The 24,571-nt window shown below is 50.8% G+C and carries 23 protein-coding genes and 2 tRNA genes; 21 read left to right on the top strand and 4 right to left on the bottom strand.

Annotation, left to right across the window (positions count from 1 at the left end):
- Positions 1-25: 25 nt before the first annotated feature.
- The 6 genes from tatB to B152_RS25190 all read left to right on the top strand — a co-directional run bounded on the left by tatB (position 26) and on the right by B152_RS25190 (position 5,467).
- A complete protein-coding gene (gene tatB / locus B152_RS25195; protein ID WP_020591825.1) occupies positions 26-568 on the top strand; it encodes a Sec-independent protein translocase protein TatB in 543 nt (180 codons plus the stop codon).
- 5 nt (positions 569-573) lie between these two features.
- On the top strand, positions 574-1,383 hold the full coding sequence (gene tatC, locus B152_RS0107685; protein ID WP_020591824.1) for a twin-arginine translocase subunit TatC: 810 nt from the start codon (positions 574-576) through the stop codon (positions 1,381-1,383).
- Between the two features lie 107 nt (positions 1,384-1,490).
- Positions 1,491-2,768 (top strand): serine--tRNA ligase, encoded by a 1,278-nt coding sequence (serS, locus tag B152_RS0107680; RefSeq protein WP_020591823.1) that lies wholly within the window; start codon positions 1,491-1,493, stop codon positions 2,766-2,768.
- Position 2,769: 1 nt separating this feature from the next.
- Positions 2,770-3,549 carry a 5'/3'-nucleotidase SurE gene (gene surE / locus B152_RS0107675; RefSeq protein WP_020591822.1) on the top strand — a complete coding sequence of 260 codons (780 nt, stop codon included), beginning with the start codon at positions 2,770-2,772 and terminating at the stop codon, positions 3,547-3,549.
- Complete coding sequence (locus B152_RS0107670; protein WP_020591821.1) at positions 3,546-4,217, top strand: protein-L-isoaspartate(D-aspartate) O-methyltransferase; 672 nt, start codon at positions 3,546-3,548, stop codon at positions 4,215-4,217. The genes surE and B152_RS0107670 overlap by 4 nt, the downstream gene beginning before the upstream one ends.
- Before the next feature lie 17 nt (positions 4,218-4,234).
- Positions 4,235-5,467 carry a M23 family metallopeptidase gene (locus B152_RS25190; protein ID WP_020591820.1) on the top strand — a complete coding sequence of 411 codons (1,233 nt, stop codon included), beginning with the start codon at positions 4,235-4,237 and terminating at the stop codon, positions 5,465-5,467.
- A gap of 7 nt (positions 5,468-5,474) precedes the next feature.
- Here the strand turns inward: B152_RS25190 and B152_RS0107660 are convergent, their stop codons facing one another.
- Complete coding sequence (locus B152_RS0107660) at positions 5,475-6,347, bottom strand: ATP-binding protein (RefSeq protein WP_020591819.1); 873 nt, start codon at positions 6,345-6,347, stop codon at positions 5,475-5,477.
- 222 nt (positions 6,348-6,569) lie between these two features.
- On the opposite strand from B152_RS0107660, the gene yajC reads away from it, so the two are divergent.
- The 5 genes from yajC to B152_RS0107635 all read left to right on the top strand — a co-directional run bounded on the left by yajC (position 6,570) and on the right by B152_RS0107635 (position 10,842).
- Positions 6,570-6,944: a preprotein translocase subunit YajC gene (gene yajC, locus B152_RS0107655; RefSeq protein WP_026261369.1), complete on the top strand. Its 375-nt coding sequence runs from the start codon at positions 6,570-6,572 to the stop codon at positions 6,942-6,944.
- Positions 6,945-7,049: 105 nt separating this feature from the next.
- The gene (gene secD, locus B152_RS0107650) at positions 7,050-8,618 is read left to right on the top strand and encodes a protein translocase subunit SecD (protein WP_020591817.1); all 1,569 of its coding nucleotides are present in this window, start codon (positions 7,050-7,052) and stop codon (positions 8,616-8,618) included.
- Between the two features lie 15 nt (positions 8,619-8,633).
- Positions 8,634-9,584 (top strand): protein translocase subunit SecF, encoded by a 951-nt coding sequence (gene secF / locus B152_RS0107645; protein ID WP_020591816.1) that lies wholly within the window; start codon positions 8,634-8,636, stop codon positions 9,582-9,584.
- A gap of 2 nt (positions 9,585-9,586) precedes the next feature.
- A complete protein-coding gene (locus B152_RS0107640) occupies positions 9,587-9,964 on the top strand; it encodes an Mth938-like domain-containing protein (RefSeq protein WP_020591815.1) in 378 nt (125 codons plus the stop codon).
- Positions 9,965-9,981: 17 nt separating this feature from the next.
- Positions 9,982-10,842 (top strand): phytoene/squalene synthase family protein, encoded by an 861-nt coding sequence (locus B152_RS0107635; protein ID WP_020591814.1) that lies wholly within the window; start codon positions 9,982-9,984, stop codon positions 10,840-10,842.
- 71 nt (positions 10,843-10,913) lie between these two features.
- Here B152_RS0107635 and trmFO read toward each other — a convergent pair whose 3' ends face one another.
- Positions 10,914-12,275 carry a methylenetetrahydrofolate--tRNA-(uracil(54)-C(5))-methyltransferase (FADH(2)-oxidizing) TrmFO gene (gene trmFO / locus B152_RS0107630; protein WP_020591813.1) on the bottom strand — a complete coding sequence of 454 codons (1,362 nt, stop codon included), beginning with the start codon at positions 12,273-12,275 and terminating at the stop codon, positions 10,914-10,916.
- 133 nt (positions 12,276-12,408) lie between these two features.
- On the opposite strand from trmFO, the gene B152_RS22940 reads away from it, so the two are divergent.
- Positions 12,409-13,641, top strand: coding sequence for an adenylate/guanylate cyclase domain-containing protein (locus tag B152_RS22940; RefSeq protein WP_020591812.1), 1,233 nt, complete (start codon positions 12,409-12,411; stop codon positions 13,639-13,641).
- A gap of 82 nt (positions 13,642-13,723) precedes the next feature.
- On the opposite strand, the gene uvrA is transcribed toward B152_RS22940, so the two are convergent.
- Positions 13,724-16,564, bottom strand: a complete 2,841-nt coding sequence (gene uvrA, locus B152_RS0107620; protein ID WP_020591811.1) for an excinuclease ABC subunit UvrA — start codon at positions 16,562-16,564, stop codon at positions 13,724-13,726.
- A gap of 217 nt (positions 16,565-16,781) precedes the next feature.
- Here uvrA and ssb point away from each other — a divergent pair, with 217 nt between their 5' ends.
- From ssb to B152_RS25185, 8 genes are all read left to right on the top strand, one after another.
- The gene (gene ssb, locus B152_RS0107615) at positions 16,782-17,324 is read left to right on the top strand and encodes a single-stranded DNA-binding protein (RefSeq protein ID WP_020591810.1); all 543 of its coding nucleotides are present in this window, start codon (positions 16,782-16,784) and stop codon (positions 17,322-17,324) included.
- Between the two features lie 105 nt (positions 17,325-17,429).
- The gene (locus B152_RS0107610) at positions 17,430-17,882 is read left to right on the top strand and encodes a GNAT family N-acetyltransferase (protein WP_020591809.1); all 453 of its coding nucleotides are present in this window, start codon (positions 17,430-17,432) and stop codon (positions 17,880-17,882) included.
- A 312-nt stretch (positions 17,883-18,194) separates the two neighbouring features.
- Entirely contained in the window at positions 18,195-20,984 is a 2,790-nt protein-coding gene (gyrA, locus tag B152_RS0107605; protein ID WP_020591808.1) for a DNA gyrase subunit A, read from the top strand.
- 59 nt (positions 20,985-21,043) lie between these two features.
- Positions 21,044-21,562 (top strand): pantetheine-phosphate adenylyltransferase, encoded by a 519-nt coding sequence (gene coaD, locus B152_RS0107600; protein ID WP_020591807.1) that lies wholly within the window; start codon positions 21,044-21,046, stop codon positions 21,560-21,562.
- A gap of 151 nt (positions 21,563-21,713) precedes the next feature.
- A tRNA-Lys gene (locus tag B152_RS0107595) sits at positions 21,714-21,789 on the top strand.
- A 37-nt stretch (positions 21,790-21,826) separates the two neighbouring features.
- A tRNA-Lys gene (locus tag B152_RS0107590) sits at positions 21,827-21,902 on the top strand.
- 184 nt (positions 21,903-22,086) lie between these two features.
- Positions 22,087-22,851: a 5'-methylthioadenosine/adenosylhomocysteine nucleosidase gene (locus B152_RS0107585; protein WP_020591806.1), complete on the top strand. Its 765-nt coding sequence runs from the start codon at positions 22,087-22,089 to the stop codon at positions 22,849-22,851.
- A gap of 13 nt (positions 22,852-22,864) precedes the next feature.
- Entirely contained in the window at positions 22,865-23,896 is a 1,032-nt protein-coding gene (locus B152_RS25185) for a M23 family metallopeptidase (RefSeq protein ID WP_157230970.1), read from the top strand.
- 56 nt (positions 23,897-23,952) lie between these two features.
- Here the strand turns inward: B152_RS25185 and B152_RS0107575 are convergent, their stop codons facing one another.
- On the bottom strand, positions 23,953-24,162 hold the full coding sequence (locus tag B152_RS0107575) for a hypothetical protein (RefSeq protein WP_020591804.1): 210 nt from the start codon (positions 24,160-24,162) through the stop codon (positions 23,953-23,955).
- Positions 24,163-24,314: 152 nt separating this feature from the next.
- On the opposite strand from B152_RS0107575, the gene B152_RS0107570 reads away from it, so the two are divergent.
- Positions 24,315-24,527: a DUF3126 family protein gene (locus tag B152_RS0107570; protein WP_020591803.1), complete on the top strand. Its 213-nt coding sequence runs from the start codon at positions 24,315-24,317 to the stop codon at positions 24,525-24,527.
- The last annotated feature ends 44 nt before the right edge of the window (positions 24,528-24,571 follow it).

Genomic DNA, 24,571 nt, shown 5'->3' with positions numbered 1-24,571 from the left:
GTTTTGTTCCAGGGAGCTGTAGCCAATGTTCGACATCGGTTGGTCGGAGATGATGATTATCGCAGTTCTGGCCCTGCTTATCATGGGCCCCAAAGAGCTGCCTGAAACCCTGCGCACAGTTTCGAAGTGGGTGAAGAAAGCCAAAGGACTGGCGCGGGAATTTCAATCCGGCGTCGACGATGTCATTCGTGAAGCTGACCTGCAGGACGCCCGCAAGGCACTGGAAGGGGCAAATAGCGCTTCTATTCGTAAAACTGTTGAGGACGTTATTGATCCCAACCAGTCATTGTCGAAGGTACAGCGCGAGGTCAAGGATGCGGCAGATCAACTTGACAGGGATGAGACTGGTGCTGCTGAAAAACAGATCACGCCCGAGCCGATTACTCCCGGTCCAATTACTCCCGGTCCAATTACTCCGGGACAGGCTGCATCCAAGGTTTTTCCCCAATCCGACAGCTCAAAATCGGAAACCAAAGCTTCTGCTTCCGAAAGCAGCATTGAGGTAACCCCACCCGCGGTGGAAACGGTTGCCCCTGCCAAAGAAGCCGCAGAACATAAAAGCAGTTAGACATCGTGGCCAATACCTCCGAAGAACAAAAGATGCCCTTGCTCGAACATCTGATCGAGCTGAGAAAACGCATGCTCTGGAGTGTCGTGACGCTTCTGGTTGCCTTCCTGATCTGTTTTGCGTTTGCAGAACAGCTTTTTGAATATCTGGCGGCACCCCTTGCGGATGTCATGCGGGAAAATGCAGTCAGCGAGCGACAGCAACGGCTGATCTTTACGGATTTGACCGAGGTGTTTTTCACCTATGTCAAAGTGGCTTTTTTCTTTGGTGCTTTTATCAGCTGTCCGATTTTTCTAACCCAGATCTGGCTGTTTGTTGCGCCCGGTCTGTATAATAACGAAAAATCTGCTTTCGCACCCTTCCTGATTGCATCGCCGATCCTGTTTTTTATCGGCGGAGCGCTGGTCTACTTTGTTATCTTTCCAATGGCAGCCCAGTTTTTCCTTGGTTTTCAGGTTCAGGGAACAGAAAGCTCCATTGCGATTGAGCTGGAAGCCAAGGTCAATGAATACTTCTCGCTGATGATGAAACTGATTTTTGCCTTTGGCATCTGTTTCCAGCTGCCCGTGTTGATGACCTTGCTGGCCCGTGTCGGTCTGGCATCAGCCAAGGGTATGGCGGAAAAACGTAAATATGCCATCGTTGGCGTCTTTATTGTTGCGGCAATCTTCACTCCGCCAGATCCCCTGAGCCAGTTGGCTTTGGCGATCCCGATTGTGTTGCTTTATGAAATTTCAATCCTTATGGCAAAGATGGTCGAACGTAAGCGTAGCGAAGCGGAAAATGCTGAGTCTGGTGATCAGGCCGACGAATAGTGCAATTTCCCTATCTGCATTTTGTTGACAAGATGTAGACTATAGCAAACGTGAGCCGAACTTTGTCTCTATGATATGTCTCTACTGATATAAGGACAGAGATACCTATGTATGATCTAAAATGGATCCGTGATACGCCAGACCTCCTGGATGAAGGGCTGAAACGCCGAAACCTGGAGCCGATTTCTGCCAAAATTCTGGAGCTGGACAAACAGCACAGGGCGGTCCAGTCAGAGTTGCAGGACCTGCAGGCCCGGCGTAACGAGGCTTCCAAACTGATTGGTGTGGCCAAGCGCAATGGAGAAGCAGCAGATGAGCTGATGGCCGAAGTCGCGACCATCAAAACGGGGATGGCTGAACGCGAAGCAGCGGATAATGTTCTGGCTGTGCAGATTCAAGAGATCCTTGCCAGTATTCCAAACCGTCCGAAAGATGACGTTCCTGTTGGTCAGGATGAAGCAGACAATGTTCTGGTTCGCCTCGGTGGGGAAAAACCTTCGCTTTCCTTTGCTGCAAAACAGCATTTCGAGCTGGGTGAGCAGCTGGAGCAGATGGATTTCGAAACGGCGGCCAAACTGTCTGGGGCACGCTTTGTTCTGCTGCGCGGCAGTGTGGCGCGGCTTTACCGTGCCCTGTCACAGTTCATGCTGGATCTGCATGTGGACGAGCATGGCTATACTGAAGTGATTCCGCCGGTTCTGGTGCGTGATCATGTGATGTACGGTACAGGCCAGTTGCCCAAGTTTGCTGAGGATTCTTTCCGGACCGAAGATGGCTTCTGGTTGATCCCGACAGCAGAAGTGCCACTGACCAATACGGTTGCCGGGGATATCCTGAATGAAAATGATCTGCCCAAACGTATGACGGCTTTGACACCCTGTTTCCGTTCTGAAGCCGGATCAGCTGGTCGTGATACCCGTGGCATGTTGCGACAGCATCAGTTTGACAAGGTCGAGATGGTCTCGATTGTCCATCCTGAAAAATCGGATGCCGAACTCGAACGTATGGTTGGTTGTGCAGAAGATGTTCTGGACAAACTCGGCCTGCATTACCGTGTTGTTACTCTTTGTACCGGCGATATGGGGTTCGGGGCCCGCAAAACCTATGACATTGAAGTCTGGTTGCCGGGGCAGGATGCCTATCGCGAGATTTCAAGCTGTTCAACCTGTGGAGATTTCCAGGCGCGCCGCATGAATGGCCGGTTCCGTCCTGCCGAAGGAAAAAAGCCGGAGTTTGTCCATACTCTTAATGGGTCCGGTGTTGCGGTCGGGCGTTGCCTGATTGCGGTGATGGAAAACTATCAGCAGGAAGATGGCTCTATCATTGTTCCAGAAGTGTTGAAACCCTATATGGGCGGCACTGATATTATTCGCCCGGATGCGTAGAGTGAGCGAAGATCTTTCCAGAGCATGTGTGCTGTTATCCAATGATGACGGTATACATGCGGAAGGTCTGGCTGTTCTGGAAGAGATTACACGAACATTATCAAATGATGTCTGGGTTGTTGCCCCGGAAGTGGAACAGAGTGCTGCCAGTCACTCCTTGACCTTGCGACGGCCTTTGCGTGAACGCAAACTCGGCGACCAGCGATACAGCATTGACGGAACGCCAACGGATTGCGTTCTGATGGCGATCAAGTATCTGATGCAGGATACACAGCCCGACCTTGTTCTTTCCGGTGTAAATATCGGAGCGAACCTGGGGGAAGATGTCATCTATTCCGGTACCGTAGCGGCGGCGATGGAGGGAGCAATTCTCGGGGTGCGCTCAGTCGCCTTCAGTCTTAGGCCAGACGAAGAGAATGATGGTCGATTTCATTGGGACACTGTCCGAAAGTTTGGACCAGAGATTATCCAGAAGCTGGCTTGTTGGACCGAGCCGGGGAACCTGCTTTTTAATGTGAATTTCCCGGGAGTTCCACCAGAGAGAATTGAAGGAATCAGAGTTTGTCGGCAGGGCCACCGCGACGAGGGAACCACTGTTGTTGAAGGCAAGGACCCGGGGGGGCGTCCCTATCTTTGGGTGGGGCAATTTGTCAGCCATCATACCTCTGTTCCCAATGCAGATCTGACGGCTATTGGTGAAAATTATATTACTGTTACTCCTTTGAAATACGATCTGACGGATCATGCCGTGTTGTCGAGAATGGACGGGCTGTTTTCATGAGCTTGCATGCCCGGAAAATACGGCTGATCATGGAGCTGCGCAAAGGAGGGATTTCCGATACCGGAGTCCTTTCTGCCATCGAGCGCGTTCCGCGCGAGGTTTTTGTTCCGGGGCCTTTTCAGGATCAGGCATACGAGAATATGGCTTTGCCGATCGGGCGCGGGCAAACCCTGAGCCAACCACGCGTTGTGGCCATGATGACCCAGGCCTTGGCTCTGGGCAAGCGGATGAAAGTGCTGGAAGTCGGTACGGGGTCAGGATATCAGGCCTCTATTCTTTCCCGGCTTTGTCGTCGGGTCTACACTATTGAACGCCATAAGGAACTGCTGGATGAAGCCGAAGAGCGCTTTGCCACCTTGCGGCTTCATAATGTAACCACAAAGTTTGGTGATGGTTACAAGGGGTGGAAAGAACAGGCGCCGTTTGAACGTATTATTGTCACAGCTGCGCCCCCAGAAATTCCACCAGCCCTACTTGAGCAATTGGCAATTGGTGGTATTTTGGTCTTGCCGCTCGGCGCGCAGGGTAATCATCAGGAACTGCTGAGAATTACGCGTAGCGAAACAGGGTATGAGCAGGAGACTTTGGGGGGAGTACGTTTTGTTCCTCTTGTGCATGGTATGCCACGAGAAAACGGGGGGGCCAGTGCGCTGTCCAAACGCGGATAGGCTGGCCGTACGTTATTATGTTTAAAAAGAGTTTCCCCATTCCGGTACAGTTATCGGTCCTCTTCTTTTCAGCGACCCTTGCCGGCTGTGGTCTTGTACCCTCTTCTTTTCCCAATCTGTCCAATCCTCCTGCGCCAAAAGTCCGGACTGATACCATTTATGCCTATCCTCCGACCTTGCCCAAACGGAAACCGACGCCCCCGGCACGCCCTTCCACAAGCGTGCAGAACACGATTGCCCCAGAACCATATCAGCCGCAAAGTATGCCTGTAGAAGGGACTGTTGCCGGGATTGTCATTCCGGCCTTGCTGCCAGATAATATTCCCTACCCCATAAGAAATCCGCGCCGCAGTCAGCAAGGTACCGAGACAGTCAACCAGCAAACGACTTCTCCGACCTTGAAACAGGACGACCAGGCGAATGCAACCGAAAACCAGTATCAACCCTTGGCCACAGGTGAGTATCGGGTTGTTCGGGGGGATACAGTCTATTCCATCTCGCGTACCAAAGGGGTCTCGATCAGAGAACTGATCCTTTTGAATGACCTCTCGGCACCCTATATTCTCAGGGTCGGTCAGGTGGTGCGTTTACCGGTTAGCAATGACCATGTTGTTATTGCTGGGGACACACTTTACAGCGTGTCACGTAAATACGGTGTTGATACTACAGAACTGGTTCGCTTGAACCAGATACAGCCTCCCTATGCTCTGCTGGTGGGACAAAGGCTTTCTTTACCTGCAGGCAAAGCAGTTCAGCAGGTTTCCAGTCCTGCTGTGACGACGGCTCCTTTAACGGCTACAGTTCAACCCGAAGCTTTGCAGCCGCGCGTTCAAAGCCAGACCGGTCCGATATCGCAACCGCCCCCACGTTCCGCCAGTACTTTTCTCTTGCCTGTTAAAGGCAAGGTGATTTCCGGCTTTGGTCCGAAAGAGGGCGGGATACACAATGATGGCATCAATATTTCTGCACAGAAAGGCACTCCGGTCATGGCCGCGGAGAATGGTGTCGTTGTTTATGCCGGCAGTGAACTAAAAGGCTTTGGTCAGATGCTGCTGATCAAGCATTCAGGGGGGTGGGTTACCGCCTATGCCCATGCAGACCAGCTTTTGGTGGGACGTGGACAAAAAGTGTCCAGGGGACAGGAGATTGCCAGAGTAGGCAGTACTGGCAATGTCTCCCAACCTCAGCTTCATTTTGAAATTCGTAAGGGCTCTGAAGCTGTTAATCCCGAAAAACTTGTGGTCAACTGATCTCTGGTCAGTTGATTTTAACGCTCATTCGCCCGGCGAGGTCTTGGATGAATTGCCAGGCAACCCTGCCCGAACGGGAACCGCGAGTGACAGACCATTCCTTGGCTTCAGCCCGTAATTGTTCCTGTGATATCTTGATGCCGTAACGTTGGGTATAGCTTTCGATCATGGCAAAATAGGTATCCTGATCACAGTTATGGAAGCCGAGCCAGAGGCCGAAACGATCAGAGAGACTGACGTTTTCTTCTGTTGCTTCTGAAGTGTGGATTGCCGAGGAACGTTCGTTCTCGATCATATCCCGCGCCATGAGGTGTCGGCGGTTGGATGTGGCATAGAAAATCACATTTGCCGGACGCCCTTCGATCCCTCCTTCAAGAACAGCCTTGAGAGACTTGTAACTGTCGTCCTGAGTATCAAAGCTCAGGTCATCACAAAAAAGAATACAGGGCCGTCCGGAATTTTTCAGAATTTTTAGCAAGCCGGGCAGGGAGGGAATATCCTCCCGGTGAATTTCCACCAGGGCTAACCTGGGGAAATTCTCAGTTTTTGCCAACTCGTTCACCTTGTCATGTACGGCCTTGACGATAGAGCTTTTCCCGGTGCCTCTTGCCCCCCAGAGAAGGGCATTATTCGCCGGAAACCCCTGAACGAACCGCAGGGTATTTGACAAAAGCGACTCTCGCTGCCGGTCAATCCCTTTCAGAAGATCAAACTCGATGCGGTTGACTTCCGCAACGGGTTCCAGTTTTTCCGGTTTGGTTTGCCAGACAAAAGCATCCGCTGCAGAGAGATCCGAGTGAGAAACAACAGGGGGAGCGAGGCGCTCGAGCGCTTCTGCAATCCGGGACAAAACGGGCAGAAGTGTTTGAGATTCAATCATTGTCTAACTCCACAGGGAAACAGATACTTTTTAAGAAAGTCAGGAACCCTACCGCCGGGGCCTGCAGGCGTCAATTCCATGAGTGGGCTATTTTGAGAGCGGATCCTGTCCTGATTTTGCTGTTCGTTTGCATTTCCGGGCGAGACGGTTATAGTCCGCGGGTAATTTTCCGTGAAGGGTTGCCTGGCAACCGATTCCAAGTTTGATATCCTGGAGGGATTGATGTTGATTTCCACTGCTTATGCTCAGGCCGCTGGTGGCGCTGGTGCGACTGGCGATTTGTTGCAGACTTTTCTTCCTCTTATTCTGATTTTTGCGGTTTTCTATTTCCTGATTATCCGCCCTCAGAGCAAAAAGATGAAACAGCAGCGTGCCATGATCGACGCGATCCGTCGGGGCGATAAGGTGATTACGGCTGGCGGTATTATCGGTACGGTTGCCAAGGTTAAAGAAGGCGGCGAAGTTCAGATCGATATTGCCGAGAATGTCAGAATTACTGTTATTCAGAGCACGATTGCGAACGTTCTCAGCCGGACAGAACCTGCAGATAAAGCGTCTAACGATTCCAAAAAAGAAGACAAAAAGACGTCTGAGTAATTTTTCCTCCCAGGATTTTATATCCCGGGGGTGATATTAGCCTGCTCTGGTGACTATATACCCGAGCAGGCATTCCTTTTTTAACAGATAATTGCGGGCCGATTTATGGTTCAGTTTCCCAAGTGGCAAGTTTTCGCGATAGTCGGTGTTCTCGTTCTGGGTTTGTATTATGCCCTGCCGAATGTCTTCAAGGAACAAACAGTTGAAGCTTTCCCTTCCTGGTTAGCTTCTGATCAAATCAATTTGGGGCTGGACCTCCGCGGCGGGTCATACATGCTGCTGGAAGTCGATCTGGAAGCTGTTGAAAAAGAACAAATGACCGATCTGGTCGAGAACATCAGGTCAATTCTGCGTTCGGCCAGCATCGGTTATCAAAATCTTGGGATACAGGAAGGCGGCGCAAGCTTTACCCTTCGGGATACCACGGATGAGATGGTGTCACGGGTACGCTCGATGATTGCCCAAATAGATGGTGGTCTTCTGGTCACCAGCAGCGACGGCACGTTTTCCGTAGTTTATAACGATCAGGTCCGGCAGCAGCGCCGGATTTCGGTCGTCAATCAGTCAATTGAAGTGTTGCGTCGCCGTCTGGACGAAACCGGTACCAAGGAAATCAGCCTGCAAAGGCAAGGGGAAAACCGTATACTGATCCAGGTTCCGGGGGTTACTGATCCGGAAGAAATCAAGACACTTATTGGTAAAACGGCCAAACTGACTTTTCATCTGGTTGACCAGAATGCTGATCCTTACAGCAACAGTGCTCCGGTTGGATCCCAGATCATGTTGTCTCTTGATGAACAGGCAAACGGGCAGCCCCGCCGCTATGTCATCAACAAGCGGGTGATGGTCAGTGGTGAAAATCTTGTGGATGCACAGGCTACCTTTCAGGATGGTCAGCCGGTCATTTCCTTCACCTTTGACAGTTCAGGCGCGCAGAGATTTGCCCGGGTTACCCAGGATAACGTCAACAAACCTTTTGCCATTGTTCTGGATGGCAGGGTGATTTCTGCACCGGTGATCCGTTCACCGATCCTGACTGGAAGCGGTATTATTTCTGGAAACTTCACGGCACAATCGGCGGAAGAACTCGCCGTTCTCCTGCGCGCGGGGGCTCTGCCAGCACCTCTGGTTATTCTTGAAGAGCGGACGATTGGTGCGGGCTTGGGGGAAGATTCAATCAATGCCGGAAAGATTGCCAGTGTCATTGGCATGGTCCTGGTCGTTGGTTTTATGGCTCTGGCCTATGGTTTCTTCGGCCTGATGGCCAATGTTGCCCTGATTGCAAATTTGGTTTTGATTGTTGCTGTTCTCTCGCTGTTCCAGGCAACCCTGACCTTGCCCGGTATTGCCGGGATCGTTTTGACCATCGGGATGGCAGTGGATGCCAATGTTCTTATTTTTGAGCGTATCCGCGAAGAAATACGCAATGGACGCGGGCCAGTAATGGCGGTGGAAGCCGGTTATAAACGGGCGATGAGTACCATTCTTGATTCGAATATCACAACGTTGATTGCCGCGGTTATTCTGTTCCAGTTTGGCTCTGGTCCGATCAAGGGATTTGCTGTGACCTTGATTATCGGGATCATCACATCGATGTTTACCGCGATAATGGTCACGCGTTTGTTAATTGTAACCTGGTTGCGCCGTCGTCGGCCGCAGACCCTTGGAATCTGATAGGGAAGTCGAGTTATGGCGTTAATCAAGAAGCTGCCTACGGATCTCAAGATCGACTTTATGGGGCGCCGCAAATTTTTTATGGCGTTCTCGATTCTGTTGCTGGTGATGTCTGTGGTTCTGGCTGTTACACGCGGCTTGAATTTTGGCGTGGATTTCCGTGGTGGAATTCTTATTGAAATCCGGACAACTGCACCCGCAGATATTTCTTCATTACGCAGCCGGATGGGTGCGTTGGGGCTGGGGGAAGTCAGTCTGCAGGAGTTTGGCTCCCCGACTGATATCCTGATTAATATTCAGAAGCAGGACGGCGAAGAAAAAGAACAGATGGCTGCAATTGAGCTCGTCAAGTCGGCTCTTGGTGCCGAAGTTGCAGAATATCGCAGGGTCGAGTTTGTTGGACCAAAGGTCGGTAGTGAGTTGATGAAAGACGGGATCTATGCAACGGTTTTTGCGTTGCTTGGGATCGCGATCTACATCTGGCTCAGATACGAGTGGCAGTTCTCTGTCGCTGCGCTGCTGGCCCTGACGCATGATGTGATTGCGACGATCGGTTTTTTTGCTGTTACCCAGTTCGAGTTCAATCTCGCGACACTGGCGGCGATTCTTATGATTGCGGGCTATTCGATCAACGATACCGTGGTGGTCTTTGACCGGGTGCGGGATGAGCTGCGTCGTTATAAATCCTGGGAAGTTTACGACGTGCTCAACATGTCGATCAATGTGACGCTGTCCCGGACGATCCTGACCTCCTTTACAACTTTGCTGGCGCTGATTGCGCTGTTCCTTTTCGGGGGCGAGGTTATTCGCGGATTAAGTCTTGGACTAATCTGGGGAATTGTCATCGGAACCTATTCCTCCATCGCCATTGCTGTACCTCTGCTCTTTACCACGGGGGTTCGTTCTCCGGTGCCGGAAGACGAAGAAGAGAATGGCGAAGAAGCTGCCGGGTTGATTGAGAACTAGATATGGAAGTCGCCCTGCAAATCCCAGAAGGCTCTCAGATCATTGAAAAATATGGTGAAGGCCGATTTCAGATCAGCGGCCAGTATCATGATGGATCGGTTTTTGTCATGCCGGAGAAAACCCGGAGCTGGCAGGTTTCGGATTTTGACAAGCTAACAGAAGAGAGCTTTGACAGTTTTATTGAGCTGGCCGGAGAAATCGAAGTTTTACTGGTTGGCTGTGGGACAAAGGTCGAATTTCTTTCTCCGGCTTTCCGACAGAAGATCCGGGACAAGGGACTGGTCATCGAAGCCATGGCCACGGGTGCTGCCTGTCGGACCTACAATGTCTTGATGTCCGAAGGCCGCAAGGTTGCTGCTGCCCTGATCGCCATCCCCTGAGCAGGGTTATTTCTCGTATGAACAAGCCAGGCCTTTCCTATTGTGGGAGTGAAGTTAAAAAGCACGATTATGATCGCTATCTGACGTCGCTTTTTGCCAGTGAGCCCTGTCGGGAAGGCCTGTTCGCTCTCTATGCTTTTAATTATGAAATTGCCAAAACCGCTGAGGTGGTGAGTGAGCCGCTGACGGGTATGATACGCTTGCAGTGGTGGCGGGAATCGCTTGATGGGATCTATGACGGAACACCCCGTAATCACGAGGTGGTCCTTGCATTGGCCCAAGTTATTCAGCGCTTTTCATTATCCCGGGGAGCTTTTGATCGTCTGATTGATGCGCGTGAAGCTGATCTGGAAGATGAAGGGCCTGCAAGCAAAAACCAGCTGTTACAGTATTTGCGAGACACTTCAGCTGCTCTGTTTGAAGTTGCCTGCGAGATTTCGCTGGCTGGTAAAAAAACAGATCAGGAAAAAAAGGTTCAAAAGGCAGCATCGCATATGGGGATGGCCTGGGGATTACTCGGTTTGATCAGGGCTATTCCCTTTCATGCCCAGAGAAAACGCCTCTACCTTCCCAAAGATCTGGTTACGGCATCAGGGATTTCGACGGGCAAACTGTTTGAACTTGGAGGCTCTCCGGAGCTGAGCGGTCTGTGTGAAGATTTAGCGAAAGACATCAGGGAAAATCTGAAACAGGCGAGGGCAGAACGCCCTGTTCTTCCTGCTTCGATCCGTCCAGCATTGATGGTTGGTATTCTGGCAGATCAGTATCTGAAACGTCTGGAGAGCCGGGAGTACGATCCCTTTGATCCAGCTCTACAGGGGGCCAGTCCTTCAGCGTCCTGGCGTCTGATGTGGGCCAACTTTGTTGGAACCTATTAAGGCACTTCTGGTGAGGGGTACTTTTCTAAACCAAACCGGAAGAGATCCGGTCTGGTTCATCGGAAGGTCTCCTAATTGCTGCTTTCAAGCCAGCTCTGCAAATCTTCCAGTGCCCGTTTTGAATACAAAGGTTTACGGTCTTTTTTCTTCGGTTTTTTCCCCGGTTCTTTCGGCAGATTCGGGAAAATACCAAAGTTCACATTCATAGGCTGGAAGGTCTTGGCATCTGCGCCGCCAGTAACGTGATTGATCAGTGCCCCGTGCGCTGTGGTAATCGGAGGAGCTGACAATTCCTTGCCAAGCCGTTCAGCAGCGGCAAAGCGCCCGGCCATCAATCCCATCGAAGCAGATTCTACATATCCTTCAACCCCGGTGATTTGTCCGGCGAAACGCAGGCGGGGCTGGGGCTTCATGCGCAGGGAACTGTCAAGCAGCTGGGGTGATTTCAAAAAGGTATTCCGGTGCAAGCCACCGAGACGGGCAAATTCGGCCTCTTCCAGTCCGGGGATGGCCCTGAAAATCTCGACCTGTGCCGCATATTTCATTTTGGTCTGGAAGCCGACGATGTTGTAAATCGTGCCGAGTTTGTTGTCCTGACGCAGCTGAACCACAGCATAGGGTTCTTCGTCGCTGTGCGGGTTTGTCAGGCCGACTGGTTTCATAGGACCAAAACGCAGGGTTTCCGCCCCACGACTTGCCATTACCTCAATCGGCAGACAGCCTTCAAAATAGGGAGTATTTTCCTCCCATTCCTTGAAGTCGGTTTTTTCACTGGTAATCAGGGCTTCAATGAAGGTTTCATACTGTTCTCTGTTCAAGGGGCAGTTGATGTAATCCGCCCCGTCTCCCTCTGGGCCAATCTTGTCGTAGCGGGACTGAAACCACGCCTTGTCAAAATTGATGGAGTCCTTGTAGACGATAGGCGCTATCGCATCAAAGAAAGCGAGATATTCTTCCCCGGTAATACCAGCGATGATCTCGCTCATGCTTTCCGAGGTGAGAGGGCCTGTGGCGATGATTACCGAGTCCCAGTCTTCAGGGGGGAGTTCCGTAATTTCTTCGCGAACAATCGTAACAAGCGGATGAGATTCCAGCCGCCGGGTGACCTCATCAGAGAAGTCGTTTCTGTCGACGGCAAGTGCGCCGCCTGCCGGAACCATGTGCAGGGAAGCAGCCAGCATAATCAGCGAGTCCATCCGGCGCATTTCTTCATGCAACAGGCCGACAGCATTATTCTCGTAATCATCAGAACGAAAAGAGTTGGAGCAGACCAGTTCAGCCAGCCCTTCGCCTTGATGGGCATCGGTTTTCCGTACCGGGCGCATTTCATGGAGAACAACGGGAACTCCAGCCTGAGCAATTTGCCAGGTTGCTTCTGATCCTGCCATTCCGCCTCCGATTACGTGGATTGGTTTTAGATCGCTGTTGCTCATTCGTTCTCTCGCATGTTCTGATAAAATTTTTCGTGTTATATCTACTAATCACGAAGATTGCACTTATATGTTTTTCTGTATCCAAAAACAATTTCCAGAAAAATATATCATAAAGCCAGGAGCATATTACAGGATGCAACGCATTGAAGATCGCATCGGCCGCAGCAACGAAGACGATAGCCTGATCGGGTCGGTTGTTGACTGGGTTATGGCTCAGGCTTTACGCGGGACAACGATTGAAGAGCTGTTTGAAGGCTGTTGTCTCAGGTTGCGTTCTGCCGGGTTGCCTATTGCCAGAGGTTATATTGCCTTTCGTACACTTCACCCTCTTTACCGGGCCATGGGCCTGACCTGGGAATTGGGGAATGGAGTCAAGACAGTTGGAATGACGCATGATTCTTCGCTTGATGAGGAATGGCGTCGCAGTCCGTTTTATTTCATGTTGAGTAAGGATATCGGGCTTTTACGTCGCCGACTTTGTGGTGAGGGTGCTCTGCACGATTTTAAGCTGATGCAGGATTTACGAGACGACGGCTACACGGATCTTTTCTGCTATGCGATCCCTTTTGAGGAATCTACGCCGGGGGACACAGAGGCGCGGGGAATTCTTGGTACCTGGTCCTGCGATATCAAGGCGGGTTTTAGCGAGCGCGATATCAAATCCCTTATCCGGGTTCAGAACAGGCTGGCGGTGGCGTGCAAGGTTATTATCAAATCTCAAATTGCCCAGAATATTTCAACCACCTATCTTGGCCGGAATGCAGGTGAGCGGGTGTTGACCGGACAGATCAAACGCGGGGATGGTGACAAGATTAATGCAGTCATCTGGTACAGTGATCTACGGAATTCGACGGCCATGGCTGATACCATGCCAGAGGAAATTTACCTGGATATTCTTAACGGCTATTTTGAAAGCACTGCCGGGGCAATTATCGATAACGGGGGAGATGTCCTGTTGTTGATCGGCGATGCCGTGTTGGGGATTTTTCCCTTTACGGATGACAAAACCCAGCAGGAAACCTGCGGGATGGCGGTAAAGGCGGCGCATGATGCTGTTAAACGTATCCAAACTCTTAATGCCTGTGCCTGTGAAAGTGGCAAGTGCGAGGTTTCTTTTGGTCTGGGTCTACATGTCGGTACTGTGATGTTTGGCAATATCGGTTTGCCGGATCGTCTGCAATTTACCACTGTGGGGCCAGCTGTGAACGAGGTCGCGCGCCTTGAGGATCTGACCAAAAAACTGGGTAAACAGATTCTGGTGAGCAAGGAATTTGCTGAAATTGTCGGACATGCCTGTGAAACAATTGGAAAGCACAGTCTCAAGGGGATTGAAGCAAAGCGCGAGGTTTTCTGTCTCGCGGACTAGCTGATAGTCCCTACAGGTCTACAAAAAAAGCATCAGCGAGAAGAGCTCTCACTGATGCTTTTTTATTAGCCCAGGGCAAAAGTTATTCCAGGTAAGCTTTCAGGTATTCCCCTGTGTAGCTGCCTTTGGTCTTGGCAACATCTTCTGGTGTTCCCCTGGCGACAACCTTGCCTCCCTTGTCGCCGCCTTCAGGTCCCATGTCGATCACCCAGTCGGCAACCTTGATGACCTCCAGATTGTGCTCGATACAGAGAATAGTATTTCCCTGATCGACCAGAGTCTGAAGAACTTCCAGAAGTTTTTTGACATCATCGAAATGCAAGCCTGTTGTCGGCTCATCCAGGATATAAAGTGTTTTCCCTGTCGCCCGTCTCGAGAGCTCTTTGGCCAGCTTGACCCGTTGGGCTTCGCCACCGGAAAGGGTGGTGGCGGCCTGACCTACCTGAACATAACCCAGACCAACCCGCTGCAGAGTTTCCAGTTTGTTGCGGATTGACGGGACTGCCTTGAAAAATTCGCAACCTTCATCAACCGTCATGGCAAGGACATCAGCAATGCTTTTACCCTTGAAATGAATCTCGAGGGTTTCGCGATTGTAGCGCTTGCCTTTGCAGACGTCACATTCAACATAGACATCGGGCAGAAAATGCATTTCAATTTTGATCAGACCGTCACCCTGACAGGATTCACAGCGGCCACCCTTGACGTTGAAGGAAAAACGTCCGGGCTTGTAACCCCGGGTTTTTGCTTCCGGCAAACCAGTGAACCAGTCACGGATCGGCGAGAATGCCCCTGTATAGGTTGCCGGGTTGGATCTCGGGGTTCTGCCAATCGGGGACTGGTCGATATCGATCACCTTGTCGATGAATTCCAAGCCTTCGATGGCTTCATGGTTGCCGGGTTGCCCCTTTGCATTGTGCAGGCGCCTTGAAACAGCCTTGTAGAGGGTTTCGAGGATCAAGGTTGACTTACCGCTTCCTGACACGCCGGTGATACAGGTGAAAGTTCCCAGTGGGACTTCGATGGAAACGTTCTTGAGGTTGTTTCCATTGGCGTTGAGGACCTTGATTGACTGGCCCTTGTGGCCCTTGCGCCGCTCCTCCGGGAGAGCAATGGATAGTTCACCTGTCAGGTATTTGGCGGTGAGACTCTCTTTGTTTGCCATGACATCGTCAGGAGATCCACAGGCCACGACCTGGCCGCCATGGGTGCCGGCTCTTGGACCCATATCAACAAGATAGTCAGCCGTGCGGATTGCATCCTCATCATGTTCGACGACAACGACAGTATTGCCCAGATCCCGCAAGCGGCGGAGGGTTTCCAGAAGTCTGGCGTTATCGCGTTGGTGCAGGCCGATTGACGGCTCGTCCAGTACATAAAGCACACCGGTCAGACCGGAGCCAATTTGTGAGGCGAGACGAATACGCTGGCTTTCGCCCCCGGATAAAGTCGCGGATGAGCGCGAGAGTGTGAGGTAATCCAGGCCAACGTTGACCAGGAAATAAAGCCGTTCGTTGATTTCCTTGAGAATACGAACGGCGATTTCATTTTCTTTGGCGGATAGAGAGCCCGGGATACTGCGGAACCATTTTTCAGCCTCGGCAATAGAAAGACTGGCAATCTCGCCCACATGGCGATCGGCGATTTTTACGGCAAGAGCTTCCGGTTTCAGGCGGTGGCCACTGCAACTGGTGCAAGGCTGTTTGGACTGATATTTGGAGAGCTCTTCCCGTACCCAGTCACTATCGGTTTCCCGGAACCGCCGTTCCATGTTGGGAATAATGCCTTCAAAGGGTTTCTTGGTCTGATAGCTTCGGTTGCCATCTGTATAGGTCATGGCAATGCTTTCCTTGCCAGACCCGTTCAACAGCAGGGCCTGGGTTTCCATGGAAAGCTCACTCCAGGGAACATCAAGGGGGAAGTCAAAATGTTCAGCCAGACTCTTGAGAGTCTGGAGATAATACTTTGATGTGGAATTGGCCCAGGGGAGAATAGCGCCCTTTTTTAAGGTAGCCCGTTGATCAGGAATAATGAGTTCCGGAGAGAAAAACAGAGTGAGCCCCAGGCCGTCACAAGTAGGACAGGCCCCAAAGGGATTGTTGAACGAGAACAGGCGCGGTTCAATTTCATCAATGGTAAAACCGGAAACCGGGCAGGCATAACGCGCAGAGAAAATTGTTCTTTCGCCCGATTTGGCATCTTCGGTAAAGGCGATCCCATCGGCCAGATTAAGCGCGGTTTCAAAGCTGTCTGCGAGACGGGTCTGGATATCGTCACGGACCACCACACGGTCTACAACGATTTCTATGTCGTGTTTTTTCTTTTTGTCGAGGGCTGGAACTTCAGCAATTTCATAAAGCTCACCGTCAACCTTGACCCTTTGAAAACCCTTTTTTTGAAGATCAGCCAGTTCCTTGCGATATTCGCCTTTCCGACCACGAACAATCGGGGCGAGCAGGTAAAGTCGGGTGCCTTCGGGCATCTCCATCACCTTGTCGACCATCTGGCTGACAGACTGGCTCTGGATCGGCAGACCGGTTGCGGGGGAATAGGGCACGCCGACACGGGCAAAGAGCAGGCGTAGGTAATCGTAAATCTCGGTGACGGTGCCGACGGTGGAACGGGGATTCTTTGATGTGGTTTTCTGCTCTATGGAAATAGCAGGGGATAAGCCTTCGATAGAATCGACATCAGGTTTTTGCATGAGCTCAAGAAACTGACGAGCATAGGCCGAAAGGGATTCGACATAGCGGCGCTGACCTTCGGCATAGATGGTGTCAAAGGCGAGAGATGATTTGCCAGATCCGCTGAGGCCAGTAATAACAACGAGCTGATTGCGGGGTAAATCTACCGAGATGTTTTTCAGGTTATGTTCTCTGGCTCCACGAACCGAAATCGTACGGGATTCCTGTATCAAACTCATTTTCCTACCTGTATCTTTTTATGCCGATGTTTTGCAAATGTTCTCATTTGAGTTATATATGGACGAACAGTGAACAAAATGCATCCTTTTTCCTGCTTGTGATCACTTCACTTGCAGAAAAGTGATTGATCCCCTATTAGGCGTTGGCTCTGATCAACCCGACTGATAGGGTTTCAGAATCGATTTACAGATTCTCTACAAGACGAGGAAACGAGCCATGGCTGGTAGTGTTAACAAGGTAATCCTGATTGGTAATTTGGGCCGGGATCCAGAGATCCGCTCCATGCAATCCGGACAGCGTGTGGCTAATTTGAACATCGCGACTTCTGAAAGCTGGAAAGACCGTACCTCAGGCGAGCGCCGGGATAAAACCGAATGGCACCGCGTGGTTATCTTCAATGATCGGCTTGTTGATGTTGCTGAGAAATTTCTGCGCAAAGGATCAAAGGTTTATCTCGAGGGTCAGCTACAGACCCGCAAGTGGACCGATCCATCAGGTGTAGAAAAATACACGACCGAGATTGTTTTGCAGAACTTCCGTGGCGAGTTGACCATGCTTGATGGCCGAAACGATGGCCAGGGCGGTATGGGTGATTCTGCTGGTGGCAGTTATGGCGGAGACAGTGACAGCAACTTTGGTGGTGGCGGATATGGCGGCGGCTTCGGTGGCGGTTCGTCCTCTCCATCCCAGGGTGGTGGTGCGAGTTCTGGCGGAAGCGGTATGTCAGCGGATGATCTGGATGATGAAATTCCGTTCTGACAATTACAGATATTGTTTTACAGATATTGTTTCAACGAAAACGGCCTTTACGGGCCGTTTTCTGTTTTATAGCCTTGTTACCTTGGTATTTTGAGGCAGACGAGCATGACTTTGCAAATTGAACTTTTGTCCTATCCCGAGCTTTCCAAAGACCAGCTCTACGGTCTTTTACAGCTGCGTGCCGATGTCTTTGTGATTGAACAGCAGTCTTTGTTTCAGGATATCGATGGTCGTGACATGGAGTCCTGGCATGTTCTTGTTTCCGAGGGAGAGCAGGTTATCGCTGTGAGTCGTATCCTTCAAATTCCGAATGAGGCGGGGAGATATCAGATCGGGAGAGTTGCTGTTGCAAGGAAGGCTCGGGGAAGAGGGCTTGCCCGCCAGCTGATGGAAAAGGCCCGGACATTTATATCCCTTCAAGACAAGGCTTGGCGTATTGAGCTTTCGGCTCAGGAGCATCTGGTCGGTTTCTACCAGTCGCTTGGCTATGGCCTGGTTTCTGACATTCCTTATGACGATGCCGGTATCCCGCATGTGGATATGATTCTGGATCTGTAGAGTCGAAAAATAGCGCGAGAATGTCCCTGTGATGAGGTTCGTGTCCCTGTTGTTTACGAGGCAAATGCGGAGAACTGGCCGATTCGAATTTGACGATTCCCCGATCCGGATTTCTTCTTGAAAAAATTATTGTATATCAAATTGATAGATCACTAGTTTTCAGCGGTTTTTTCCGCACATTTTGTTGTGAGGCAGGGATGAATTTGCTACATTTTCGTTGCAATAATCTGTGCCTGAAAATCTATGCGCCGGAGTGTTCTGCTCTCGACGTTTTTTTCGTGCATTTCTGTTTAACGGAAACGGGATAATTACGTGGCCTCGAATACTGATTCACCGTCCGAACACCAGGATATTTTTCCGGTAACAATTGAAGATGAAATGAAGCGCTCTTATCTCGATTACGCCATGAGCGTGATCGTGTCGCGTGCGCTTCCTGACGTCCGGGATGGTTTGAAGCCCGTCCATCGTCGCATTCTCTATGCGATGAAGGAATCCGGCTATGACTGGAACCGCGCCTATCGTAAATCTGCTCGTGTTGTCGGGGATGTGATGGGGCAATACCATCCGCACGGCGACAGCGCGATTTACGATGCGATGGTTCGTATGGCGCAGGATTTCTCCATGCGTCTGCCGCTGATTGACGGTCAGGGTAACTTTGGCTCCATGGATGGTGATCCGCCTGCGGCCATGCGTTATACCGAAGCCCGTCTGCAGCGGGTCGCCAGTGAAGCTCTGCTTGAAGATATTGACCGAGATACGGTTGATTTTCAGGACAACTACGACGAATCGACCAAAGAGCCGACGGTACTGCCGGCCCGTTACCCCAACCTACTGGTCAATGGTGCTGGCGGGATCGCTGTGGGGATGGCTACCAATATTCCTCCACATAATCTGGGGGAAGTTCTGGATGGCTGCTGTGCCTATGTGGATGATCCTGAAGTCTCTATTGACGAGCTGAACCAGATCATCACCGGTCCGGATTTCCCGACAGGTGGTATCATTTTGGGCCGTACAACGATCCGCGATGCCTACCACACTGGACGTGGCTCGATTGTCATGCGCGGCAGGGCAGAAATCCAGGAAGTGCGCAAAGACAAGATGGCTGTCGTGGTGACCGAGGTACCTTACCAGGTCAACAAGGCCCGCATGCTTGAAAAAATTGCCGAGATTGTGCGTGATAAAACCATTGATGGTATTACTGATATCCGCGATGAGAGTGATCGTCAGGGCGTACGCGTTGTTATTGAACTGCGTCGGGATGTTGAACCGGAAGTTGTTCTGAACCAGCTCTATCGTTTCTCGCCGCTTCAGACCTCGTTTGGGGCGAATATGTTGGCGTTGAATTCTGGTCGCCCCGAGCTGCTGGATCTCAAATCAATCATTTCAGCTTTTGTCGCATTCCGTGAAGAAGTCATTACCCGTCGGACTATATATGAGCTGGGTAAAGCACGTGACAGGGCTCATGTTTTGGTCGGTCTGGCAATTGCGGTTGCCAATATCGATGAAATCATCCGCTTGATCAGGGCTGCCCCTGATCCTGTGGTCGCCCGTGAACAGCTGATGGAAAAAGCTTGGCCTGCTCGGGATGTCGAGACGCTGATTAAGCTGATAGACGAACCAGGTCGTTCTGTTGATGAAAACGGTAATTATTATCTTTCAGAAACCCAGGCCCGCGCGATTCTTGAGTTGCGCTTGCAGAGACTGACCGGACTTGAGAGAGACAAGATTGCCGGTGAACTGGAAGAAATTGCAGCGCAGATTCGTTATTATCTCGAAATTCTGGCTTCCAGAGAAAAGCTGATGGGGATTTTGCGCGAAGAGCTGGTCGAGATGAAGGCAAAGTACGCGACACCAAGGCGTACTGAAATTCTCGACGGCGTATTCGGCTACGATGATGAGGATCTGATCCAGCGTGAAGAGATGGTCGTGACGGTCAGTCATGGCGGTTATATTAAACGTGTTCCTTTGAGTACCTATCGTGCTCAACGCCGTGGCGGCAAGGGGCGGTCAGGTATGGCGACAAGAGATGAAGATTTTGTCTCCCAGATTTTTGTCTGTAATACCCATACGCCTGTATTGTTCTTCTCTTCCTTTGGCATGGTCTACAAGATGAAGGTCTATCGCCTGCCTCCGGGGACACCGACCTCGAGGGGCAAGGCGCTGATCAACCTTCTTCCGCTTAAGGAAGGCGAAACTATATCCACGATGATGCCTCTGCCGGAAGACGAGGAAACCTGGTCGGATATGTATGTGATGTTTGCCACCTCGACCGGTGGTATCCGGCGCAACAAGCTGTCTGATTTCACCCATGTGATGTCGAATGGTAAAATTGCCATGAAACTGGAGGACGACAGCCACCTTATCGGCGTTCGGACCTGTACAGAACATGAAGACATCATGCTGGCGACTGCGCGGGGCAAGTGCATCCGGTTTGCGGTTTCCGCGGTACGTGTCTTCTCTGGCCGTACGTCTACGGGTGTTCGTGGTATATCGCTGGCTGAAGGGGATAAAGTCATTTCCATGGCGATCATCAATCACATGGATGCGGATTCAGAAACCCGGGATCAGTATATGCGTTACGCCAGTGCCAAGCGAAGAAGCGATAATGCGGACGAGGGCGAGTTTGATCCTTCTGCTCTGGAGACAAGCCTGTCCCAGGACCTGCTTGATGCCATGGAAGCTGACGAGCAGTTTATTCTCTCCATTTCACAAGATGGTCTTGGCAAGCGGTCTTCATCCTATGAATACCGGGTAACCAGCCGGGGTGGTAAAGGTATTGGAAACCTTGACCTGAGCCGCGCGGGTGACCGGACAACCGAGGTCATCGGGGTGTTCCCGATTGAGCAGACCGATCACATCATGCTGGTGACAGATGCCGGAAAACTGATCCGTTGCCCTGTACATGATGTGCGGATTGCCGGGCGGTCGACCCGCGGGGTAAAACTGTTCGATGTAGCGTCTGACGAGAAGATTGTCTCCGTTTCACGTTTGGCAGATGATGGTGAGGAAGATGAGGTTGAATCCGAAACCGATCTGGCTGTTGAAGGTGAGAGCGGGACAGAAAGCCTGGAAGCTGCAGGTGATCGTCCAGAACAGGAATAATCCAAGGGCAAAGGCGGGGAGAGATCCCCGCCTTTTGTTCGAAGAAAAGGTCTGAAACCATGACGACAAAACACGTCGGGCTTTATCCGGGAACATTTGATCCGATCACCAAGGGGCATATTGATATCATCACCCGGGGTTGCCGTGTGCTGGACAAGCTGGTTATTGCTGTTGCAAAGAATGACCGCAAAGGCCCCCTGTTCAACACGCAGGAGCGGGTTGATATGGTGTTGCACGATATAGCACCGTTGCGTGAACAGGGGCATGAGATTGAAGTTCTTCCCTTTGATAATCTGCTGGTGCATTTTGCCCGCGAAGTTGGTGCCAGTATTATTATTCGCGGACTACGGGCGGTCTCGGACTTTGAATACGAGTTTCAGATGACCGGAATGAATGCCCGTCTGGATGCGGAAATCGAGACGGTGTTTTTGATGGCGTCAGAAAAACAGCAATTCATTTCGTCTCGTTTTGTAAAGGAAATCGGGTATTTGGGAGGAGACATAGCCTCTTTTGTCAGCCCGGAGACAAAAATAAAGCTTGAGAAAAAATTCAAGCTGATGCGTGACAACAAAATCTAACCTGCATTTCTTCTGCTAAGTCCTTTTCAAATAATATATTTTCGTTTTTTTACCTACTTGGAGAAAAAGGCGGTTGACCGAATCAATAAGGGGTTCTATCTTCCGCCTCGCTTACCGCATTACAGTTTGATGTCGGGAGTGAGAGAAGACGGGGCCCGTAGCTCAGCTGGTAGAGCGTCCGACTTTTAATCGGCAGGTCACAGGTTCGAATCCTGTCGGGCCCACCATTCTCTCTCCGGTTTTCCGGAACTATATAAGCAGGCTGGGCCCGTAGCTCAGCTGGTAGAGCGTCCGACTTTTAATCGGCAGGTCACAGGTTCGAATCCTGTCGGGCCCACCATTCTCTTCCCGGCCTGCTCAAAACACCCCGCACCTGTTGCGGGGTTTTGTTTTTGTAGCTTCTCTTATTGTTAGTCTATTGTTTCTGTTCGTGACAGGACTTGGCATGAGTGTTCTTTTGCACTTTACTGCACTTTAAGGGCCGAATGGCCCGGATATACGCAGTACGCTGGAGTAAACAAGCGATGTCAGAGCAACCTCTCGGTCTTATATGTGCAATTCCAAATGAAATTCAGCATTTTGGTCAGGCTTTTCAGCTTTCTTCTGAAAAATCTGTTGCCGGTTTTTCATTTTTAATCGGCAAGCTGGAGGGTGTTGAGACAGTTCTTGTCGAGGCAGGTATGGGCAAGGTGAATGCAGCCGTTGTTACCACACTGTTGATGGAACATTTTAAGTGCAGGGCAATCCTGTTTTCCGGCGTTGCCGGAGGGCTGGACCCCCGTCTTGGTGTTGGAGATGTTGTCATCGGCAGCAAACTGGTTCAGCATGACTATGGCATGGTTGTCGATAATGAGCTTACGACCTATCAACCCGGCCATCTCCCGATCCATCTGCCGACCTCAGAACTTGGTTATGATGTGGCCGCGTCTCTTATCGAGAGGATTATGGTGGCGTTGGCTGATTTCGAGTTGCCGGAAATTTCTGCAGCTGCGGCTGGTGGTGTTGCCCGAACACCTGTTATTACGTCGGGCGTAATCCTGACCGGAGATCAATTCATTGGCTGTACGGCTTCCAGAGACAGGTTGTGTGCCGTTTTGGGAGGGCTTGCTGTTGAAATGGAGGGGGCTGCCATTGCCCAGGTGGCTCAACGTTACCAGGTGCCATGTCTGGTTGTGCGGTCTTTGAGTGACCTTGCCGGAGAAGAGAACACGATTGATTTTATGCAGTTCCTTGAGGAAACTGCGGGCGGAGCGGCATTGGTCTTGCGCCGTATTATTCCTTTGCTCTGAAAGTATGATTTTGATGCCATATCTCGGATCTCTGGCCAGAAAGTTTCTGTTTGGCGTCTTTTGGGGAGGATTGTGTTTTTATATCCCCCCGGTATCCGCAGATGAAGACTTCAAGCTGGATCTGCCGATAGAGTGTCAAATCCCACAGCAATGCATCATCCAGAACTATATGGATGTCTCACCGGGGTCCGGATATCGCGATTACCGCTGTGGAACATTAAGTTATCCGCGCCACAAGGGCACTGATTTCCGGGTGATAGATTATGCGGCCTATCACGAAGGTGTTGTGGTTGTGGCTGCGCAGGACGGCGAAGTTACGCGTATCCGCGAGGGCGAGAAAGAGGACCTGTTTCTGGAAGAACCCGAAAAGGTGCCTTCCGGGCGTGAAGCTGGCAATGCTGTTGTGCTACGTCATAGCGGGGGCTGGGAGACGCTTTATGCTCATCTCCGTCCTGGGTCAATTACAGTCATGGTTGGGCAACAGGTCAAAGCGGGAGAGAAACTGGGGCTGGTTGGTCTGAGCGGGAATACCGAATTTACCCATTTGCATTTTCACGTTACCCGGAATGCAAAGTTTTACGATCCCTTTACAGGTGTTCAGCCTGAAAACTGTAATCCTGAAGGCAAGCCAGCAGGTTTGTGGAGTGCGGAGGCAAGCGAGAGTTTGTCTTACCGTGAAACCGGGTTGGTTGAAACGGGGTTCTCATCCTCTGTTCCTGTCGTCAGAAAGCTGCCACTGCCAGAAGAAAGAGAACGAATTTCCTATAGAGGAGAAACGGAACGTTTGGTCTTCTGGATGGAGGCGTGGGGCGTTCACCCTGCAGACCGTCTGACCTTGAGCATTACAGATCCCTCGGGCAAAAGAAAGGTTGATCAGACGGTTCTGACCAAAAGGCAAGCTTCCTATTTCAGGTATTTTGGATTGAAGAGGCCACAAGAAGGATGGTTGTCAGGGCTCTATCTGGGGGAAGTACAGCTTGAGCGGCTTGTTAAAGGAAGCTGGCAAACAATCTTTGCTGATAGCAGAAAAGTGGAATTGCCATAAATCAGACACAGAAAAACACCTGTACTTACAGGTGTTTTTGCAAAGACGCTATTCGCTTAAACCTGAATATCCAGATTCTGTCCCCGGTTCTCATCTGCTTTGAATTTGCGTGCTTCGTTTGAAGGATCTGCATTTTCAACAGGCCGTTTTGTCTCTACGGCAGCTTGTGAGTTCCGGCGGGCAGCATCTTCCTGAGCAGTTGTTATTGCTGCGGCTGGTTCGGAAAAGCGAACTGTACTCTGGAATGATGGTGCATTTATGTTCATACTCGCATCCTGACACAGCCTGGTTAAATATCTATTAATATATAGGGGGCTGTATTCTGTTTTAAAGATCGATTTTGTGAGAAAATACTTTCAGAGCAGAAGATCATCCTTTAATCAGGGCCTAACAACATCAATGTCAGAGAGTAGATAACGTGAATAACAGTGAAATCGCCAGCGTAGAAAAATACCTTCGCAAGGTTTTTGGTAATGAGGCTCTAGGCCTGGACCGTAAAACAGGAAAGCCTGATTCGATCGAAGTAACACTGGGCGGCGAGTTCATTGGTGTTATCTACCGCGATGATGAAGAGGGAGAGCTTTCCTACTCTTTCAATATGGCGATTCTTGCTGACGACCTTCCAGCCTGATTTTTTGCTCTAATTAAATACCGTTGGTTATATATCTTTGCCGA

It is taken from the genome of Kiloniella laminariae DSM 19542 (assembly GCF_000374005.1).
Taxonomy (GTDB): Bacteria; Pseudomonadota; Alphaproteobacteria; order Kiloniellales; family Kiloniellaceae; genus Kiloniella; species Kiloniella laminariae.
The sequence above is the reverse complement of the archived record's forward strand: the minus strand, read 5'-3'. Positions and strand labels throughout refer to the sequence as shown.

Excerpts from the sequence above, each read along its gene's own strand:
- B152_RS0107575 (WP_020591804.1), bottom strand. The coding sequence starts at position 24,162 with ATGAACATAAATGCACCATCATTCCAGAGTACAGTTCGCTTTTCCGAA.
- yajC (WP_026261369.1), top strand. The coding sequence starts at position 6,570 with ATGTTGATTTCCACTGCTTATGCTCAGGCCGCTGGTGGCGCTGGTGCG.
- serS (WP_020591823.1), top strand. The coding sequence starts at position 1,491 with ATGTATGATCTAAAATGGATCCGTGATACGCCAGACCTCCTGGATGAA.
- B152_RS0107660 (WP_020591819.1), bottom strand. The coding sequence starts at position 6,347 with ATGATTGAATCTCAAACACTTCTGCCCGTTTTGTCCCGGATTGCAGAA.
- B152_RS25190 (WP_020591820.1), top strand. The coding sequence starts at position 4,235 with ATGTTTAAAAAGAGTTTCCCCATTCCGGTACAGTTATCGGTCCTCTTC.
- uvrA (WP_020591811.1), bottom strand. The coding sequence starts at position 16,564 with ATGAGTTTGATACAGGAATCCCGTACGATTTCGGTTCGTGGAGCCAGA.
- B152_RS0107635 (WP_020591814.1), top strand. The coding sequence starts at position 9,982 with ATGAACAAGCCAGGCCTTTCCTATTGTGGGAGTGAAGTTAAAAAGCAC.
- B152_RS0107670 (WP_020591821.1), top strand. The coding sequence starts at position 3,546 with ATGAGCTTGCATGCCCGGAAAATACGGCTGATCATGGAGCTGCGCAAA.
- coaD (WP_020591807.1), top strand. The coding sequence starts at position 21,044 with ATGACGACAAAACACGTCGGGCTTTATCCGGGAACATTTGATCCGATC.
- tatB (WP_020591825.1), top strand. The coding sequence starts at position 26 with ATGTTCGACATCGGTTGGTCGGAGATGATGATTATCGCAGTTCTGGCC.
- B152_RS25185 (WP_157230970.1), top strand. The coding sequence starts at position 22,865 with ATGCCATATCTCGGATCTCTGGCCAGAAAGTTTCTGTTTGGCGTCTTT.
- secD (WP_020591817.1), top strand. The coding sequence starts at position 7,050 with ATGGTTCAGTTTCCCAAGTGGCAAGTTTTCGCGATAGTCGGTGTTCTC.
- B152_RS0107610 (WP_020591809.1), top strand. The coding sequence starts at position 17,430 with ATGACTTTGCAAATTGAACTTTTGTCCTATCCCGAGCTTTCCAAAGAC.
- B152_RS22940 (WP_020591812.1), top strand. The coding sequence starts at position 12,409 with ATGCAACGCATTGAAGATCGCATCGGCCGCAGCAACGAAGACGATAGC.
- ssb (WP_020591810.1), top strand. The coding sequence starts at position 16,782 with ATGGCTGGTAGTGTTAACAAGGTAATCCTGATTGGTAATTTGGGCCGG.
- B152_RS0107585 (WP_020591806.1), top strand. The coding sequence starts at position 22,087 with ATGTCAGAGCAACCTCTCGGTCTTATATGTGCAATTCCAAATGAAATT.
- trmFO (WP_020591813.1), bottom strand. The coding sequence starts at position 12,275 with ATGAGCAACAGCGATCTAAAACCAATCCACGTAATCGGAGGCGGAATG.
- B152_RS0107640 (WP_020591815.1), top strand. The coding sequence starts at position 9,587 with ATGGAAGTCGCCCTGCAAATCCCAGAAGGCTCTCAGATCATTGAAAAA.
- secF (WP_020591816.1), top strand. The coding sequence starts at position 8,634 with ATGGCGTTAATCAAGAAGCTGCCTACGGATCTCAAGATCGACTTTATG.